The sequence below is a fragment of the Tolypothrix sp. PCC 7712 genome (genome assembly GCF_025860405.1).
Classification (GTDB): Bacteria; Cyanobacteriota; Cyanobacteriia; order Cyanobacteriales; family Nostocaceae; genus Aulosira; species Aulosira diplosiphon.
On the sequence record NZ_CP063785.1, the window covers coordinates 5,004,311 to 5,023,948 of the forward strand.

10 protein-coding genes and 1 pseudogene are annotated in these 19,638 nt (G+C 38.8%); 6 read left to right on the forward strand and 5 right to left on the reverse strand.

Translation table 11 applies throughout. The features are described 5' to 3' along the window. Positions 1–128 precede the first annotated feature (128 nt). Positions 129–4,352, forward strand: a complete 4,224-nt coding sequence (locus HGR01_RS20515; RefSeq protein WP_045870148.1) for a PAS domain S-box protein — start codon at positions 129–131, stop codon at positions 4,350–4,352. A gap of 363 nt (positions 4,353–4,715) precedes the next feature. On the opposite strand, the gene HGR01_RS20520 is transcribed toward HGR01_RS20515, so the two are convergent. From HGR01_RS20520 to HGR01_RS20530, 3 genes are all read right to left on the reverse strand, one after another. Continuing rightward, positions 4,716–5,339, reverse strand: a complete 624-nt coding sequence (locus HGR01_RS20520) for a transposase (protein WP_045870149.1) — start codon at positions 5,337–5,339, stop codon at positions 4,716–4,718. Positions 5,340–5,668: 329 nt separating this feature from the next. Further along, positions 5,669–6,151, reverse strand: a complete 483-nt coding sequence (locus tag HGR01_RS20525) for a hypothetical protein (protein ID WP_045870150.1) — start codon at positions 6,149–6,151, stop codon at positions 5,669–5,671. Positions 6,152–6,298: 147 nt separating this feature from the next. Beyond that, a complete protein-coding gene (locus tag HGR01_RS20530; protein ID WP_081583995.1) occupies positions 6,299–6,751 on the reverse strand; it encodes a cupin domain-containing protein in 453 nt (150 codons plus the stop codon). A 207-nt stretch (positions 6,752–6,958) separates the two neighbouring features. Between HGR01_RS20530 and HGR01_RS20535 the strand changes: the two genes are divergently transcribed. Both HGR01_RS20535 and HGR01_RS20540 read left to right on the forward strand, forming a co-directional pair. Continuing rightward, positions 6,959–8,488: an ATP-binding protein gene (locus tag HGR01_RS20535; RefSeq protein WP_045870151.1), complete on the forward strand. Its 1,530-nt coding sequence runs from the start codon at positions 6,959–6,961 to the stop codon at positions 8,486–8,488. Positions 8,489–8,594: 106 nt separating this feature from the next. After that, entirely contained in the window at positions 8,595–8,987 is a 393-nt protein-coding gene (locus HGR01_RS20540) for a response regulator (protein WP_045870152.1), read from the forward strand. On the opposite strand, the pseudogene HGR01_RS20545 reads toward HGR01_RS20540, so the two are convergent. Both HGR01_RS20545 and HGR01_RS20550 read right to left on the reverse strand, forming a co-directional pair. Continuing rightward, positions 8,976–9,138, reverse strand: a pseudogene (locus tag HGR01_RS20545) (IS1 family transposase); the annotation flags it as partial. The gene HGR01_RS20540 and the pseudogene HGR01_RS20545 overlap by 12 nt on opposite strands. 11 nt (positions 9,139–9,149) lie before the next feature. Next, entirely contained in the window at positions 9,150–9,362 is a 213-nt protein-coding gene (locus HGR01_RS20550; RefSeq protein WP_155539198.1) for a hypothetical protein, read from the reverse strand. A gap of 108 nt (positions 9,363–9,470) precedes the next feature. Here HGR01_RS20550 and HGR01_RS20555 point away from each other — a divergent pair, with 108 nt between their 5' ends. From HGR01_RS20555 to HGR01_RS20565, 3 genes are all read left to right on the forward strand, one after another. Then, entirely contained in the window at positions 9,471–10,808 is a 1,338-nt protein-coding gene (locus HGR01_RS20555) for an AAA-like domain-containing protein (RefSeq protein WP_045870153.1), read from the forward strand. 41 nt (positions 10,809–10,849) lie between these two features. Further along, positions 10,850–12,964 carry a carotenoid oxygenase family protein gene (locus tag HGR01_RS20560; protein WP_045870154.1) on the forward strand — a complete coding sequence of 705 codons (2,115 nt, stop codon included), beginning with the start codon at positions 10,850–10,852 and terminating at the stop codon, positions 12,962–12,964. Between the two features lie 270 nt (positions 12,965–13,234). Next, on the forward strand, positions 13,235–19,435 hold the full coding sequence (locus tag HGR01_RS20565) for an AAA family ATPase (RefSeq protein WP_045870155.1): 6,201 nt from the start codon (positions 13,235–13,237) through the stop codon (positions 19,433–19,435). The last annotated feature ends 203 nt before the right edge of the window (positions 19,436–19,638 follow it).

Below are 19,638 nucleotides of genomic sequence, written 5' to 3' on the forward strand. Positions count from 1 at the left end.
TTAGAAAAAAATTGGTCTTGTATTTGTTATTAGAAAAGAATCGCGCGTAGGCGTAGCCCGTCGCAGGGGACTGCTGAACCCGAAGGGTAATAAACTGATATCTATCCAGGGGTAATAAGGAATCGCTCATGAGTGCTAAACAGCTAGAGCAGGTACAGCAATTACAAGCTACCCTCACCAAGATGGAAGTAACGCTAAATGCGATCGCTGATGCTGTAGTCTGGGTAGGGGAAGACCGATGTATTCAATGGTGCAATGCTCAGTTTCAGTCTTTGGTTAACCAATTTGATGGTGCTGTCTGCGGTTTGCAGTTAACTGATTTACTACCTTTAGCGCAAGCAGGACGAGCTGTTGCAGCACAATTATATCCAGATGTGCAGATATTCAATGGAGAATACACCACCACAATTTATCAGTTAACACAAAATGACCGTACCTTAATTTTAGAAATCTCTGGTAACTGTACAGTATTGCCTGATGAAAAATTTGCTGTATTGGTAATTCGAGATATTACGAAGGCTCAACAAACGCAAGAATCTTTACAAGCGATTGAGGAGCAATTACAAACATTAATTAACGCTACACCCGATATTATTTGCTTAAAAGATGGTGAAGGAAGATGGTTACTTTCTAACCAAGCTAATCTAGACTTTTTAGAACTCCCAGACGTTAATTATCAAGGCAAAACTGACGCAGAATTAGCACAGTTTAGTAATTTTTATTATGATACTTTAACCAATTGCTATCAAACAGATGAGCAAGCTTGGCAATTGGGATGTGTGCATAGAGTAGAAGAGATTGTTTCGCGTCCTGATGGTACAGTCAGCATTTTAGATATGATTAAAGTGCCTGTATTTTATCAGAATGGTAGACGTAAGGCACTGGTAGTATTAGGGCGTGATATGAGTGAACGCCAACAAACTCAGGCAGCTTTAGAAAATTCTCTATCTTTATTAAGCGCTATCTTAGAATCAATTCAAGATGGCATCTTAACGGTAAATCATTTAGGAGATATCACTAGTTATAATCAAAAGTTCTTAGAAATGTGGTCAATTCCTCCAGAACTTTTGACAGAACCAGCTCATCATACTCGACTCGCTTATTTAGCAAATCAACTCCTAGAACCAGAGGGATTTTTACAGCGAGTCCGAGAATTATATGCCCATCCAGAATTAGATACATACGATTTATTAGAATTGCGTGATGGCAGAGTATTTGAGAGATACTCTTGTCCCCAACTAATCAAAGAGCAAATTATTGGTAGAGTTTGGAGTTTCCGCGATGTCACCGAACGCCATAAAGCGGAAGTAGCACTGCGACAAAGCGAGTTGCAATATCGGAGTGTGTTTGAAGCGATTAATGATGGATTATTTATTACAGAAATAGAGACAGAAACAATTGCTGAAGTTAACCCAGCGGCTTGCCAGATGCATGGTTATACTTACGAAGAATTTATTAATCTGCATCCATCAACCTACATTCACCCAGACTCCCATGCGGTGTTTCATGAGTTTATTGAAACTACAAAAGCTGGAGGACAATTTTATGGACAAGCCGTTGATGTTTGCAAAGATGGCAGCTTAATTAATGTGGAAGTTAAAGGCACAACTTGCATTTACAATGGCAAGCGGCACGTCTTAGCAATTGTACGCGATATTAGTGACCGCAAACGCACTGAGAAAGCTTTACGCCAAAGCGAAGTTCAGTATCGCGATTTGGTGCAAACAGCCAACTGTATTATTCTCCGTTGGGATGCTAATGGTAATGTCATATATTTAAATGACTACGGTCAAAAACTGTTTGGCTTTGATTTAAACGAAATTACAGGACGCAATGTTGTCGGTACAATTGTGCCGGAAACTGAAACCTCTGGGCGCGATTTACAGTGGTTAATGGTTGATATTTGCCAGCACCCAGAAAATTATCTGTTCAACGAAAATGAGAACTTGTGCAAAAATGGCGATCGCGTCTGGATTGTTTGGGCAAATAAACCAATATTAGATGAGCAAGGAAATTTAATTGAGATTCTCTCAGTGGGAACCGATGCTACAGAACGCAAACGCATCCAAGCTGCTTTGCAAGCAAGTGAGTTAAAGTTCCGCACTATTGTAGAGAATGCCAATGACTTAATTTTTACCATCTCTCCCGAGGGGATTTTTACTTACCATTCGCCGAATGTGACTCCCATTATGGGTTACAGCCTGCCAGAAATTGAGGGACATTCTGTAGTCGAATTTACCTACCCGGGAGATTTAGCAATTAGCGCCGTAGGTATGCAAAAAGCCATAGCCGGAGAAAAGCAGACAGGTATTGAGGTGCGATTAAGACACAAAAACAATAGCTGGCGCTGGTTTAGTTTTAACACTTCCACTATTCACACCCCCAATGGTGAAATTGCGATCGCAGGTGTCGGGCGTGACATCACAGAACGCAAAGAAGCCGAAGAAGCCTTGCGTCGCAGTGAATTAAAATACCGTAATATCTTTGAAAATTCCCAAGTCGGGATTTTCCGCACCCGTCAACAAGATGGATTAATTGTGGATGCAAATCAACGCGGTGCAGATATCTTAGGTTTCGCCACTGCTAGTGATTTGATTGGCAGATATTTCACAACCGAATTGTATGTCAATCCCAGCGATCGCACGCGGATATTAGTTGAGTTAGCAGCTTCCGGCGAAGTTCGCAATTTTGAAATCGCCTTACGCCGCCTTGATGGTTCTATTGTTTGGGTATTATTATCAGTACGCCTCAACGCCGAAGAATCCTGTTTAGATTCTGTCTTTACCGATATTAGCGATCTCTACGAGGAGCTTCGCTTACGTAAACAAGCAGAAGAGGCTTTGAGAGTTGCTAAAGAAGCAGCAGAAACTGCAAACCGTGCCAAAAGTGCTTTCTTGGCAAACATGAGTCATGAACTGCGTACCCCTCTCAATGCCATCTTAGGTTATTCGCAGTTAATGGAGCGAGATACTAGTCTCAACTCAAAGCAACTGGAATCTTTAGCTACTATCAACCGTAGTGGAGAACACTTACTTAATTTAATTAATGACGTACTGGAAATGTCCAAAATTGAAGCTGGACAAATGGTGTTTCACCCAGAAGACTTTGATTTATATCTGTTGCTGCAAACACTGCAAGAAATGTTCCAAGTACGGACACAAGCCAAGCAATTATTCCTCAAATTTGAAATCGCCGCCAATCTTCCCCGTTATATCCAAACAGATGAAGGCAAACTGCGCCAAGTTCTAATTAACCTTTTGGGTAACGCTGTTAAGTTTACTCAAAGAGGAGGGGTAACCTTGCGCGCAAGATTGGGGGATGAGGGAGATGAGGGAGATGAGGGGGATGAGGGAGAATTAAAAAATACCCATTCCCCATTCCCCATTCCCCATTCCCCCTTATCCCCACTCCCCCTAACTTTTGAAGTACAAGATACTGGGCGGGGAATTGCACCAGAAGAAATACATAACCTCTTTCAGCCGTTTGTGCAGACAACTAGCGGTATTCAAACGAAGGAAGGTACAGGATTAGGACTGACTATTAGCAGACAATTTGTCCGGTTAATGGGTGGCGATATTCGCCTGAGTAGTACTCTGGGGCAGGGATCTACTTTTAGCTTTGACATTCAAGTCACTTTAGCTGAACCATTAGCAGTTAAACCCCAGTTGCATAAAGGACGCGTACTCAAGCTAGATGCAAATCAACCAACTTACCGTATTCTGGTAGTTGATGACCGTCAAGAAAACTGCAACTTAATTGTGCAGCTTCTTAGTAGTGTGGGTTTTGAAATTGCAGCAGCTAGTAATGGACAAGATGCGATCGCACTTTGGGAAACTTGGCAACCCCACTTAATTTTCATGGATATGCGAATGCCTGTTATGAACGGCTATGACGCAACAAAAGAAATTAGAGCCAGAGAAGAAAATACAAATACAAATCACCGCACAGTAATTATTGCCTTAACTGCTAGTGCTTTTGAAGAACAACAAGCAAGTATTTTAGCCGCAGGTTGTGACGACTTAGTCCGCAAACCATTCCGTGAGCATATAATCTTTGAAAAGATAGCTGAATATTTGCAAGTGCGCTACATTTGCTCAGAAGATTGTCACGAAAATAATATAAATAATCAGCAAGAAAATGTGGAATCTACTATTTTGGATCTGTATTCTGCTATCAAGTTTATGCCTAGCGAATGGATAGCAGAACTTCATCAAGCTGCCATTGCCGTTGATGGCGATCGCATTTTGCAATTAATTCAGCAAATCCCCAAAACTCATGCTGAATTGGCAAATAAATTAACAAATTTAGTCCGGAGTTTCTGCTTTGATGAGATTTTAGAATTGACTGAATAAAAATAAAATCAGAAGATTCCGCGATTCAACAGGTAGGGGCACGGCACCGATTAAATATCGGTTTTACCGAAAGTTTATGGATGCCGTGCCCAGATTACTGAATATTTTGTGATATTTCACAATCAATGGGCACGGCACCGATTAAATGTCGTTCTTCCCACAAGTTTGTGGATGCCGTGCCCAGATTACTGAATATTTTGTGATATTTCCAAATCAATGGGCACGGCACCAATTAAATGTCGTTCTTCCCACAAGTTTGTGGATGCCGTGCCCCTACAGATGATATTCAATAAGGTGGAAAAATTTGTAGATAATGACAATTATGTATTTGATTTTCAAAGTGATGTAAATTTAGATGTAAATTTAAAAATATAAACCTAAATCTAATTGCTCATGTGGTTGGCGCTTAGGATTTTGTTCGTCCTCTTCCCATTCCAAAGGATTATTTATAATATATTGACGCACATTATCTAATCTATCTTGGCGGATAATACTCTCGTAATAATCTCGTTGCCAAATGGGGGGATATGGAGTTTTTCGCATTAAGTTAATTCGTTTGGTAACGGCTGATTTAAAAGCCCGAATTACTGTAGGAAGTGAACCTGCAATAGGCTTACCAAACTGTTCATCTTTTTGATTATTTTTATTTTGTAGGGGCATGGTATCAGAAAAATTATCTGCGGATGGAAATGATTGTGATTGCCGTGCCCCCATAGCATCAGTAATAATGAGTATTCCATGCAGATGATTTGGCATGACGACAAAAGCATCTAATTGAATGTGAGAAAAACGACGCGGAAGAGCTTGCCAAAACTTGTAAACAATTACTCCCAACTGATTATATTGCATTTCCCCATTAACTATATTGCCAAACCAACATTGCTTTTTATATGTACAAATCGGCGCGTATTTCACGACGATTTGAGTATAGTCATATCCTGGTAAACGAATAGAACGGCGATGATGTTTTTTGGGGTTAAATGTCATCCCAATTATGTTCAGTAATATTTATGAATAACAAGTATATTATTTATGGTAGGGGCACGGCACCAATTAAATGTCGGGTTTACCGAAAGTTTATGGATGCCGTGCCCAGATTACTGAATATTTTGTGATATTTCCAAATAAATGGGCACGGCACTGATTAAATGTCGTTTTTCCAGAAAGATTGTGGATGCCGTGCCCCTACATCCAGGTTTTACGATATTTCCTAAATAATAAACGCCTCTTCTTGCTATGCAGAAGAGACGTTTTAAGTTCGGTATAATGCTGACAATTTAATCAATTAACAACTCAGTCAATGTTGTTTACATGACTTACACTTTTGCTAATGCCAATTCTGCTGTAAACATTTTTTTAGTTTCTGGGTGAGTTGTAAATTGTAAGTATTGAGTAGCCATTTCTGGTGTTAGCAGTTCAATCATGAGTCTGTTTTCTACCCAAAATTCAATCACATCAAAAAAGGTTTCACGGGTACAACGAACAGTGCGCCAACCTTCGCGATCGCCAATTTTTTGAATTTCTTCTTGGATAGCAGGTACAGAAATAGCTGCATGAATATCTACATATTTAGGAGAGGTAGCATTTTGGACAAATTCGCATTGTCCATCGCCTTCGCCTGGTTCTAATTGGGTACCGGAAGGATAAAGTTCGATGGCTGTACCATGTTCATCAAAAGGTATAACCATATAGCTACCTGGATGAGGAGGAAAGGGAACAGCTTCTGCTTTTAAAATTTCTGCCAAAACTTGAGCGACATGGTGAGGGTTGTTAACAGCAAAGGAAATATGGTGAATCATAAAGTAACCTCAGTTCGATGTTTTATAGATTAGGACACAATCGGGGAGAACTAGGGGAGAAAAGATGATTTTGTCTAAAAAAATTGCCAGCAGTTGTACTAACTGATGGCAAACGAGATTGAGTATTATTGAGTTGAAAATTCAAATTTAAGCAATAAATTTAAGATTGTACTTATCTAAAATTGGCTGCACCTTTTCCATATCTAGTGTCAAGCTATTTGCCACTTCACCCATTTCTTCATAAAAAGTTTTGGCGTTACCAGGTGCAATAAAAACTAAAAATTTAGCAAAAGCTGAACGAATTTTAAAAGCGTGGGCAATATTAGCAGGAATATTCACAAAATAGCCTGGTGTTGCCGTCACGGTTTGTTTACCAACTTGTAATTCTACCTCACCTTCTAAAATGTAGAATGCTTCTTCCCAAGGATGAGTGTGTAAAGGCGGGCCGTTATTTTCTGTGTCTGTAAATTCGTAAATTGTCCAAGCCCCATTAGTTGTTTCACCAGTTGCTTTTGTGGTAAAGTATCCGCCTAGCACAGAGAATTTGTTACCTTCTCCTGGTGCTATAACTGTTGGTTTATGCATGAGTGAATTTGACATACTAGCTACTCCTAGTTCTTGAATAAGTTAACTATTAACTATGAACTTAATTTGATATTTTTCAGATTAGAAATAAATCGGGAAGAAATAGGGGAGAAAATCAAGATATGAAGAAGTTATTCGTAAAAGATTATTAAGCTAGTGAATTAACGGTAAAATTTCTATTCATAATTAAGAGCCTGATTCTGGCTCAGAGTTAATATTGCGATGCCCACCCAGCTATTCAATTCTCCGAAAGCAGACATTTTGGTAATTGATGATACACCGGAAAACCTGAATCTTTTATCTGCTATGCTCACCGAACAGGGGTATAAAGTTCGCAGTGTGACTAAAGGTTCTACAGGTTTGCGGGGAGCGAATGCAGTTCCCCCCGATTTGATTCTGCTGGATGTTAATATGCCAGAGATGAATGGTTATGAGGTTTGCCAACAATTAAAGACAAGCGATCGCACTCGTGATATTCCAGTAATTTTTATCAGCGCTTTGGGTGATGTGCTGGATAAGGTGAAGGCGTTTGCAGTTGGCGGGGTAGATTACATCACCAAGCCTTTTCAACTAGAAGAGGTTTTAGCCAGAATTGAAAACCATTTAACGATTCGCAACCTGCAAAAGCAACTCCAAGCGCAAAATCAGCAATTGCAGCAGGAAATACGCGATCGCACCAAAGCTGAGGAGAAATTTGCCAAAGTCTTTCGTTCTAGTCCCAACCCAATTGCGATCGCCACCATTTCAGAAGCGCGGTTGCTTGATGTTAATCCCAGCTTCCTGAAGATGAGTGGCTACAATGTAGATGAGGTAATTGGGCATACCATCGCAGAACTTGATTTAGGTAAAAATACAGTAGCAATCGCCCAAACAATTCAACGTTTACCTGAAAGTGGTTCGCTGTACAATTTGGAATTTGAATTTTCTACCAAATCTGCCGAACTCAAGACAATCTTACTCTCCATCGAATTAATCGACTTGGCGGGAGTACCCTGTGCTTTATTAATTGCCAATGACATCACCGAACGCAAACGCCTAGAAAATGAGTTTATCTCTTTAGTTAGTCATGAGTTGCGGACACCTTTAACTTCCACAATGGGAGCATTAGATTTATTAGGTTCAGGACAGCTGGGAACTTTAACCGCACAGGGACAAAAAGTTTTAAGCATTGCTACCAATAACACTGAACGTTTAATCCGGTTGGTGAACGATATTCTCGATTTAGAACGGATGAAATCAGGCAAAATCTTCATGCGTAAAGCCAAGTGCAATGCTGCTGAACTGCTGATTACAGCCACAGAAGCTATGCAAGCAATGGCAGATAAACTTCAAGTTAAACTAATTGTTAATCCCGTAGCGGTGGAACTTTGGGCCGATGCGGATCGCCTGTTGCAAACCTTCACCAACCTACTCAGCAATGCCATTAAGTTTTCCGAACCTGGGGATACAGTATGGATTGGTGCCACACTTTCAGAAAATCAAAGTATTGAGCCTCAACCCGATGCACCTAGTTACCTTTTGATTACATTCCGAGATGAAGGACGAGGAATCCCGGAAGATAAATTACAACTTATCTTTGAACGCTTTCAACAGGTTGATGCATCCGACTCCCGCAACAAAGGCGGAACAGGTTTAGGACTGGCTATTTGTCGGAATATTGTGCAGCAACATAACGGTAAAATTTGGGTTCAGAGCGTTTTAGGAGAAGGCAGCACCTTTTACGTACTTTTACCTTTAGCTGACTCTAATTAGCATCTGCTTACGGCTCTAATCTCCCCCATTTCTCCCCGATTGCATTTTAGAATAGCTCTAGAGTTATCAAGCTAGTCAGCATCACATATCATGCAAGGATGGCACCATGAGCAGAAATATCTTGATTGTTGATGACGAAGAAGACGTACAGGCGATCGCAAAATTGGGTTTAGAATTGGGTGCTGGTTGGAATGTGTTGACAGCTTGTTGTGGACAGGAAGCATTGAATATTGCTGCTAAATCACCAGTTGATGTCATCCTTTTAGATATGATGATGCCGGATATGGATGGGCGTACGACTCTGCAAAAATTAAAGGCTAATCCTGCTACTCAGGAAATTCCGGTGATTTTACTAACTGCCAAAGTTCAAGAATCAGATCAAGATTGCTTTACTGGCTTAGATGTCGCTGCTATCTTTGCCAAGCCTTTCCGTCCCTTAAAATTAGCAGGGCAAATCAGTGAAGCATTAGGCTGGGCTTATAGTGAAATAGATAGTTAAGCATTCTTGTTTTACCTCATTTGAGTAGCCTTTTGGTGGACTATAAACATCGATAAATTGACGACCACATTTAACACATAGGTGATGAGCGTTTACCTCGTCGCTTACCGTTTTTTCTAATCTCCGTAGACTCACAGTATGGACAATGCACAGTATAAAACCTCAATTCATTGAAAGCGGCGGGAAACTCCATCCCCTTGTGGGTGGAGAGGGACAGCCGCCCCGCCGCTTGGGGCATTGGGGAGGCAGTGCGTTGGACGGGTTTCCCGGCTTAAAGCAACTGCCGTCATAGGGCATTGGTAATTTCTTCGCCATGCCCCATGCCCGATTCCCCATGCCCAAAAACTCCATCCACAAGGGGATGGAGTTTTTCATCCCTTGATTATGCAACGCCAATTTCAGAAAACCTGTCTTGAATTCAGGAAAATACTAAACAGCATATGTAGTTAAGGTGAATTTTGCTGCCCAGCTTCGATAAGAAAGATGTATTTACAAAAAACTCGACGCAGACGTGGTGTACTCCTAACCCCTGAAGGATTGAAAAAACTTCAAACAGCTAAGTCTGAAGCAGAGATGCTTGAAAACTCAGGTAATCGGTATACTCTTGAAGCATTGAATGAACGTACAAGTTTGTCAGTTGATACATTAATGAAGATATTTGCTTGTGAAGTAGGAGTAGACAAGCAAACCTTAAAGTACTGTTTTCAGGCGTTTAATCTCGTTTTGGAACGGAGTGATTATGAATTTCCGGAAGTACAACACCAAGATGAAGCCTTAGCTATTAACTTGCTCGGAATCGAAACAACACCAGAGATCCCAGAAGGTCAAGTCCCTCTAGATTCGGCATTTTATTTAGAACGCCCTCCGATTGAAGCTGATTGTTACAAAGCTATTTTGCAACCTGGAGCTTTAATCCGCATCAAAGCCCCTAGACGGATGGGAAAAACTTCATTGATGTCTAGAATTCTAGAGTCTGCAGCCAACGAAGGTTACCGCACTGTCTCTTTAAGCTTCCAGCTAGCTGATAAAGCAATTTTTCAAGACTTAGATAAATTCTTGCGTTGGTTTTGTGCAAGTATCAGTTTGGGTTTACAGGTACCAAACCAACTCAAAGACTATTGGGATGAGATTTTTGGCAGCAAAATTAGCTCAAAAATTTACTTTGAGCAGTATCTTTTAACAGCAACAACCAACCCTATTGTCCTGGGTTTAGACGATGTAGATAGGTTATTCCAATATCCTGATTTAGCTGATGATTTTTTTGGCTTGTTACGTGCTTGGCATGAGGAAGCCAAAAATCGAGAGATTTGGAAAAAATTGCGGTTAGTAGTGGCCCACGCCACCGAAGTGCATATTCCCTTAAATGTGAATAAGTCACCTTTTAATGTGGGGTTGCCAATTGAGCTACAAAGCCTCAACATCAAACAAGTTCAAGCTTTAGCCGAGCGCTATGGTTTAAACTGTGCAGAGCCAGCATTAGAACAATTATTGGCTTTGGTTGGCGGACAACCCTATCTTGTCAGACTAGCTTTTTATAATTCATGGCAACAAAGTGTCACTTTAGAGAAATTATTATCAACTGCTCTAAGTGCAAATGGAATTTACCGCGAACACCTGCAACAACAATTGTGGAACCTCCAACAAAATCCAGAATTGGTAGCTGCCTTTGCGGAGGTTGTCAAAGCTGCTAAACCTCTGGAATTACCTCTAGAGCAAGCATTCAAATTGCAAAGCATGGGATTAGTAAATTTATTCGGTAATCGAGCTACCCCTAGCTGTCAGTTATATGCCAAATATTTTGGCGGTCTTTTGAGTAACTAGCAAGCATTAGCTGTTTAATCCAATCCATAAAGGAAATTACCATGTCTCAAGAGTCATGTATTGAAACTAAGAGCCAACATCTTCAAGGCTACCCGAAAGTGCCAAAATCAATCATGAAAGCTAGCCGATGTGATCTCACAGATATTCAAATGCAGATTTGTGGAAATCTTCCTCAGGATTTGCAGGGCCATGTATTCATGGTTACTCCCGTAGGAAGTGTTAATTCTGGAGGTCTTCCCTATCCCAATGGAGATTCTCTATTGTGTGGCGATGGCATGATTTATCGGTTGGATTTTGATTCCCAGGATGAAGTGAGATTGACAACCCGCCTTGTCAAACCACCTGATTACTATGCTGACAAAGCAACTCATTACAACTCAAAGTATGAAAAATATCGTTTTCGTAATCATGGACTGACTAGATTTTCGCTATGTTTGGGTATTCGTAACCAGCTCAACACAGCTTTTCTCCCCATGAAATTTGGCTCAGATTCCCAGGAACGGTTACTAATTACTTATGATGCAGGTCGTCCTTATGAGATTGATACTAAAACCCTAGAAGTTGTTACCCCTATTGGCACTAATCAAGAATGGCAATCGGAATTCAATGGTTATAATGTACCTTTTCCTCCCTTCTTGAGTACGGCTCATCCTGCTTTTGATTCCCATACACAGCAGATGTTCACCATTAACTATGGTAGATCATTAGCTAATTTTCTAGATGTCATTCCTTTTATTTATGACTTGGAGCAACTTCCGCAAGAAATAGATGAGTTTTTAACTGCACTTGCCTCATTTCTGCGAGTAAATTTCCTCAAAGATATTTTTGATTTTTTCTCGCAATCTTTACAAATGTTTTTACAACTCTACGTCAAATTTGTAGAGAAGCTAACTAACTTAAAAATTGATGACTTTGTTTATCTAATTTCTTGGGATGGTGCAGGGGCTTTGGAACGGTGGAAGCTAATTTTACCCGATGGTTCACCCGTGCCAATTGACCAAAGTATACATCAGATTGGGGTGACAAAAGATTATGTTGTGATTATGGATACAGCCTTTGCCACAGGATTAGAACAAGTACTCAATAACCCTTTGCCAGAAAATAAAAAAGCTGAAATACTACTCAGAGACCTATTAGAGGGGCCTACCTCGCCAGATTCTTTAGTTTATATTGTGCGTCGTGCTGACTTGAAAGCAGGGCAATTTCCAGCATTTAATCAGCAAGAGGTTGAAGTATTAGTAAAAAAAGTTGTGTTGCCTTTGGCAACAGCACATTTTTTAGTAGACTACGACAACCAGCAGGGAAACATTACACTCCATGCCGCCCATATCTGCGGTATGAAATTAGCTGAATGGCTGAGACAATATGATGTTTCTGCTTACAACCCCCAAAATCCTATACCGTCGTATCTGTGGGGGATGGAAAATAGTGAAACAGATATTGGGCGTGTGGGACGCTATTTAATTAATGGAGAAACCGGAGATATAGTTGAGTCACATGTTATTTCTGATTTTGAATGTACTTGGGGTGTAGAACTCTATGCTTATCCAGAACAAGATCCTCAAACAAAAAAACCTTTAGATCGCCTGGAAGACATTTACTGGTGTTCTTTTGGACTATGGAAAGACTTGCTGACGCAATTTATTACTAACCTGTATAAGAATTACCGCAATAGGCAGGTTCCTCTGGCAAAAGTGCTGGACTTGGCTGGTAAGGGAATACCTGCCTATTTATTTCGGCTTCATGCTTCATCTAAAGAAGCACTAGCGATCTGCGATCGCTATCAATATCCTCCAGGACATATCACATCTTCACCTCAGTTTATCCCCCGTCGTTATGCTGAAAAACCCACTGATGGTTATATCATCTGCACAGTATGGTATGAAAATAACAAGGAATTCTGGCTCTTTGATGCCAATCATTTATCCAAAGGCCCGCTATGTAAACTGTCCCATCCTTCACTAGATTTTGCCTTTACCTTACATACTACTTGGTTACCAAATATTGGTCGCCGCCAAGCACCTTATTATATTAATGTGCGCGAAGATTACCAGGAATTAGTACATCAAGTATCTCAAAAACATCCTGATATTCAGGATTTATTTGAACAAGAAGTGTACCCACATTTTGAATCTTGTGAAAACATTAATACATAATTTTCTGGGGATAAATTAGCATACATACAGCAGATTTGATGTTGATAAGGTACAGCAACTAATTGAAAAAGTAGTGAGTAATAAGTAGTGAGTAATAAGTAGTGAGTAATAAGTAGTGAGTAATAAGTAGTGAGTAATAAGTAAATTTCCTACTCATTACTCATTACTCATGATGTACTTCACTTAGTTCAAAAGTGCTGTATAAATCCTGTAGAGACGTTCTCTCAGAACGTCTCTAATTTAGTAAAGAGAATAGGAATTGTGCAACTTATGATTACTATACCGGGATATGAAATTTTTGAAAAAATTCATGAAAGTACGGAAACAGTTGTTTACCGAGGCAATAAACAACAGAAACAACAGCCAGTAATCATTAAGCTGCTCAACTCTGACTATCCTACATTAGAAGAAATTACTCATTTACGGCATGAATATAAAGTTCTCAAAGATATTACCAGCGAGCGAGTTGTTAAAGCTTATAATTTAGAAAATTACCATCATAGTTTGGCACTGATTTTAGAAGATTTTGGTGGTCAGTCTTTAAGCCAAGTTATCCTCTCTAGCCAATTAAACATTTGTGAGTGTTTGCAGATAGCGATCGCTCTGGCAGAAACATTAATTGATTTAGAGCAAGTCGCAATTATTCATAAAGATATTAAACCTAGCAATATCATTATCAATGTTGCAACTGGACAGGTAAAATTAACTGATTTCGGTTTGTCTTCACGGCTATTTTTAGAGAAACCAAGTATCAGTAACCCTAACTTATTAGAAGGTACTTTGGCTTATATGGCACCTGAACAAACCGGGAGGATGAATCGCTCAATTGACTATCGTAGCGATTTTTACTCTTTAGGAGTAACTTTATATGAAATGCTGACAGGGAAACTGCCATTTACAACCCAAGATCCCCTAGAGTTAGTTCACTGTCACATAGCCAAACAACCCATACCACCTCACGTCCACAAGCAGATTCCTCAAGCCGTTTCTGATATTGTCATGAAACTGTTAGCTAAAAACGCTGAAGAACGATATCAAAGTGCTGAGGGACTAAAATTCGATTTAGAAACTTGCCTACAACAGCTGCAAACTACAGGAGAGATTGAAAATTTGATTCTCGGTCAACGCGATCGCGGTAGTCAACTTTTAATCCCACAAAAGCTTTATGGTAGAGAACAAGAAGTTGCTATGCTGATGGATGCTTTCTCACGAGCTAGTCAGGGAGCAACAGAAATGATGCTAGTTTCCGGTTATTCAGGTATTGGTAAAACTTCCATTGTCAATGAAGTTCACAAACCTATTGTTGCCGCTAGAGGATATTTTATTACAGGTAAATTTGACCAGTTTAAACGGGATATTCCCTATGCTGCTTTAATTCAAGCTTTCCAAGAATTAATTCGTCAGTTATTAACAGAGAATGAGCAGCAGATTGCTATTTGGAAACACAAACTATTAGTAGCTTTAGGTTCTAACGGTAAAGTCCTCATTGATGTAATTCCAGAAGTAGAGTTAATTATTGGCTCACAACCTGATGTTCCCCAGCTAGGCGGTACTGAATCTGAAAATCGATTTAACCGTGTTTTTCAACAATTTGTCAATGTTTTCTGCCAGCTTGAACATCCATTAGTCATGTTTTTAGATGACTTACAATGGGCAGATTCTGCATCTTTGAAATTAATTAGCTTGTTGATGACAGATGATAGTAGCCGATATTTATTCTTCATTGGTGCCTACCGAGATAACGAAGTCAACCCTACTCACCGATTAATACAAACGCTACAAAAGATCCGCCAAACAGATACTGTGGTGCATAATATCACCGTAAAACCTCTGTTACTCACCCATGTCCAACAATTAGTAGCAGATACACTATCTGGTGCGACTACTACTAACAAATTTGAGTTATTAGCCGAGTTAGTATTCAATAAAACTCAAGGTAATCCCTTTTTCTTAACTCAGTTACTGAAAAGCTTATATAGCGAAAATCTGCTAGTTTATCAGGTAGCTATCAATAACTGGCATTGGGACATTGAACAAATTCAAGCTGTTGGTATTACTGACTACAATATTGTTGAATTAATTGCGAGAAATATCCGCAAATTGCCACCAGCAACACAGGAAGTTTTACAGTTAGCAGCCTGTATTGGCAACCAATTTAACCTAGAAGTTTTAGCAACTGTAAATGAAAGCTCAGAGATGATCGCAGCTAATCATTTGTGGAGTGCTTTGCAAGCTGGTCTAATTTTGCCTTTATCTTCAAATTACAAAATTCCTCTCGCATTTACCGAGACAGAATCAGATAGTTTGCTAGCTAATAATCTCAAAATTAACTATAAATTTTTACATGACCGGGTGCAACAAGCAGCTTACTCTCTAATTCCCGAACAAGATAGAAAAACTACTCATTTAAAAATTGGTCAACTTTTACTAAAAAATAGTACACCAGCAAGCCAAAAAGATAATATCTTTGCCTTAGTTAACCAACTGAACTTTGGAATTGACTTACTAACAACGCAAAGCCAAAAGCATGAATTAGCCCAATTAAATCTAATAGCTGGTCAAAAGGCTAAAGCCGCTACAGCTTACGAAGCTGCTGTTAAATACTTGAATATTAGTCTGCAACTAATACATCCTCATGGTTGGGAAAATCAATGTACATGGATTTTACAATTATATATAGAGACAGCAGAAGCAGAATATCTCAATACTAATTTAGAACAAGCATTATTTTTATGTAATTTAGCTATCAAAGAAGTTAATAATCTCTTAGATAGTTTGAAATTTTACCAAGTAAAACTTAAAATTTATTTAGCTAAAAGTGAGATTAATACCGTTTTAGAGCTTGGGCAAAATATTTTAGCAATGCTAGGGATTTATCTAGTGGAATCTCCGCCAGAAAACCTTAATATTGAGCATTTGGCCAGCCTATCACCCATGAATAATCCCTACAAACTAGCAGCAATGGAGATTTTAATTCTTCTATTTGCTCCTGCTTGTTTTGCGGAAAGTCCGATAGCATTACCAATCCTGTATACAATGGTTGAGCTTTCTCGTCAATATGGAAATTGCCTACCATCGATTCCTGCTTATGCAATTTACGGTTCACTTGTAGCTTGGTTAATACCAAATATTAATTTGGCTGATCAAATGGCTCAGTTAGCTTTAAAAATATCAGAGCAATTAAATGCTAAACAATTTAAATATCAAGCCTTTCTTACGATTAATATTTGTATCCTTTTCAAAAAAAATCATATTAAAACAACTATAGATAATTTATATGAAATAATTGCAAGTGGGCTAGAGGTTGGCGATATTGAGTTTGCTTGTCATGCAGCAAACTTTTACTGTTCTCATAACTTCTTTGTAGGGAACCATTTAGAATTCGTTGCTAAAATCCAGACAGATTATATTAATTTTATCAATAAACTTGAACAACAACATCCACTTTATCTCACTAAAATATGCGCTCAGGCAGTAGATAATTTACTCAATCAATCTCTAGTTAAAACTCAATTAATTGGTGAAATTATCAACGAAGAAGAAGTTTTGCCTTATTTGATGTCAATTAAAAACTTGATGTCGTTATTTGATGTTTATTTTTATAAATTATTTCTTTGCTATCTTTTTGAAGACTATAAAAATTCTATAGAATATGCCAGAATTGCGGCAGATTATGCTCGTTATGTCCAAAGCAATGTTAGTTTTACGTTGCATAACTGGTTTTATTCTCTAGCATTGTTGGCTGAATATAGTAATAATTTAGCATCCAAAATTAAACAAGAGAATGAATTACAAGATTACTGGCGGCAAGTAGATAAAAATCAACAAATCATGCAATACTGGGCTGAACATGCTCCCATGAATTATCAACATAAATATGAATTAGTGGAGGCAGAAAAGGCAAGAGTATTGGGACAAACACAGGCTGCTATGGAACTATATGATTGTGCTATAGCTGGCGCTAAAGAAAATAGTTATATCCAAGATGAAGCACTAGCTTATGAATTGGCTGCAAAGTTTTACTTAGCTTTGGGACGGCGTGAAATTGCACAAACTTATATGACCAAAGCACACTATGCTTATATTTGCTGGGGAGCAATTGCCAAAGTCAAAGATTTAGAATCTAAATATCCGCAGCTAATTTTAGTATCAAAAAAAGATGCAAGATTAGATAAAAAAAATATTGCTCATGTTTCTACCACCAGCAGTAATTCAGAAGTATTAGATGCGACAACAATTATTAAAGCTTCTCAAACTCTTGCTAGTGAAATTATTTTAGATAATTTACTCAAAAAATTAATGACTATTGTCATTGAGAATGCTGGCGCTCAAACGGGGTTTTTAATTTTAAAGCAACAAGAACAGCTATGTATTGTGGCCCATGGTACTGTAGATAATTCAGTAGTAGTGTGCCAATCAGTCTTATCTGAAACCAGCCAACAGCTACCTAATTTTTTAATTAATTATGTAGTCAGAACGAGAGAAGATGTAATTTTAATTGATGCTACTCAAGAGGGGAGATTTACTCAAGATGCTTATGTGATTGCCAAGCAACCTAAATCTATATTATGTACCCCCATTATTCACCAAGGTGAGCTTTTTGGGCTACTTTACTTAGAAAATAATCTTGCTGTTGGTGCTTTCACATCAGAGAGATTAGAAGTTTTGAAAATTTTAGCTTCTCAAGCAGCAATTTCCATTAAGAATGCTCAACTTTATCAAAATTTGACGCAAGAAATCAAAGAACGCCAACAAGCAGAAGAAGCATTACGTGAAAGTGAGAAAAAGTTAACGCAACTGTTGGAAGCTGTACCCATTGGTATATTTGTTATAGATAACCAAGGAAAACCCTACTATGCTAATCAAACTGCACAAAAAATTTTAGGTAAGGGAATTGTTGGTAATTCTAAAACTAATCAATTAGCCCACATATATCAAGCTTACGTACAGGGAACAGAAAAGCTTTACCCTACCGAAAAGCAACCCATTGTCAGAGCTTTAAACGGTGAAAGTATGATTATTGATGATATGGAATTGCATCTAGGGAATAAAATTATTCCTTTGGAAGTGTTAGCAACACCCATTTTCGATCATAAAGGTCAAATTATTTATGCGATCGCAGCTTTTCAAGATATCACCCAACGTAAGCAAGCAGAAGCAGAGCGAACTCAGTTTACCCAAGAACTTGCTCTCAAAAATACAGCTTTGCAGCAAGCAACAGCGCAATTAGCTGAGTCTAACCGCAATTTAGAAACAAAAGTTCAAGAGCGAACTAAGGAGTTAAGCCAAACTTTAGAAATTCTCAAAGCCACGCAAGCTGAATTAGTGATTGAAAATGCTTTATTAAGAAGTGCAGAACAAACTTTCACTTATGAATATCAGGTAGGGGGAAGTTTACCAATAGATGCACCTACTTATGTAGTACGCCAGGCAGATAGATATCTTTATAAAGCATTGAAGCAAGGAGAGTATTGTTACATATTTAATGCTCGACAAATGGGCAAGTCTAGCTTGCGAGTACAAATCGTGAAAAGGCTACAATCCGAAGGCTTCGCCTGTGCTGCTATTGATATTTCCGAAATTGGCAATCGGCAGCTAACTATGGAACAATGGTATGCAGGTTTCATTTATATATTAGCCAATAGTTTAAATCTGCTCGATCAAGTTAATATTCGTACTTGGTGGCGCGAGTATGACTTTTTATCGCCTGTGCAACGTTTTAGTAACTTTATAGATGAAATAGTTTTAGAAAATCTTCCGCAAAATAATATTGTAATTTTTATCGATGAGATTGATAGCGTTAGCAATCTTAACTTTGAAATAGATGACTTTTTTGTCCTCCTCCGCAATTTTTATAACAAACGCGCTGACTTCCCCAAATATAAACGGCTCACTTTTGTTTTTTTGGGAGTAGCAAATCCCTCGCAATTAATTCAAGATAAAAAACGCACACCTTTTAATATTGGTCAAGCTATCCAATTGAATGGCTTTCAATTGCACGAAGCCCAACCATTATTACAAGGATTAGCTGAAAGAGTCGGTAATGCTCAGAATGTCCTAAAGGAAGTATTAGCCTGGACTGGTGGACAACCTTTCCTCACCCAAAAACTGTGTAAACTCATTCGTAATTCCTCCGCAAGCATTCCTCAAGGTAGTGAAGCCGATTGCATAGACAACTTAGTGCAAACACAGGTAATAGAAAATTGGGAAGCTCAAGACGAACCTGAGCATTTAAAAACTATACGCGATCGCCTCCTGAATCTGGAATCTGATATTGTTCCGATATTAAAGCTATATCAGGCAATTTTGCATCAACAAGAGGTAACTGCGGTTGATAGCCCAGAAGAAAAGGAATTACTGTTGTCAGGTTTGGTAGTCAAGCAGCAGGGTAAATTAAGAGTCCATAACCGGATTTACGAATTTGTATTTGATGGCGATTGGATTGAGCAGCTGCTTTACAAATATCAGTAGACCGAACGATCAAATCATTCTTATACAGATTTATTTCTACTCAAAGACCTATTGACAAAATTCGCTCGCTTTTAACTTGTGACCGAAGTACAAGCTCTGTCTCAATACTTGTCGGTTAAGGGGAAAAGGGGAAGGGTAAAAGGGGCAAGAAAAAACCTTTAACCCTTACCCTTTCACCTTTTCCCCAAACCAAATTCCGAGTT

What these genes read in the sequence shown, in the direction of transcription:
- HGR01_RS20560 (WP_045870154.1), top strand. Translation starts at nt 10,850, where the DNA reads ATGTCTCAAGAGTCATGTATTGAAACTAAGAGCCAACATCTTCAAGGC.
- HGR01_RS20555 (WP_045870153.1), top strand. Translation starts at nt 9,471, where the DNA reads ATGTATTTACAAAAAACTCGACGCAGACGTGGTGTACTCCTAACCCCT.
- HGR01_RS20550 (WP_155539198.1), bottom strand. Translation starts at nt 9,362, where the DNA reads ATGAAAAACTCCATCCCCTTGTGGATGGAGTTTTTGGGCATGGGGAAT.
- HGR01_RS20525 (WP_045870150.1), bottom strand. Translation starts at nt 6,151, where the DNA reads ATGATTCACCATATTTCCTTTGCTGTTAACAACCCTCACCATGTCGCT.
- HGR01_RS20515 (WP_045870148.1), top strand. Translation starts at nt 129, where the DNA reads ATGAGTGCTAAACAGCTAGAGCAGGTACAGCAATTACAAGCTACCCTC.
- HGR01_RS20535 (WP_045870151.1), top strand. Translation starts at nt 6,959, where the DNA reads ATGCCCACCCAGCTATTCAATTCTCCGAAAGCAGACATTTTGGTAATT.
- HGR01_RS20565 (WP_045870155.1), top strand. Translation starts at nt 13,235, where the DNA reads ATGATTACTATACCGGGATATGAAATTTTTGAAAAAATTCATGAAAGT.
- HGR01_RS20540 (WP_045870152.1), top strand. Translation starts at nt 8,595, where the DNA reads ATGAGCAGAAATATCTTGATTGTTGATGACGAAGAAGACGTACAGGCG.
- HGR01_RS20530 (WP_081583995.1), bottom strand. Translation starts at nt 6,751, where the DNA reads ATGTCAAATTCACTCATGCATAAACCAACAGTTATAGCACCAGGAGAA.
- HGR01_RS20520 (WP_045870149.1), bottom strand. Translation starts at nt 5,339, where the DNA reads ATGACATTTAACCCCAAAAAACATCATCGCCGTTCTATTCGTTTACCA.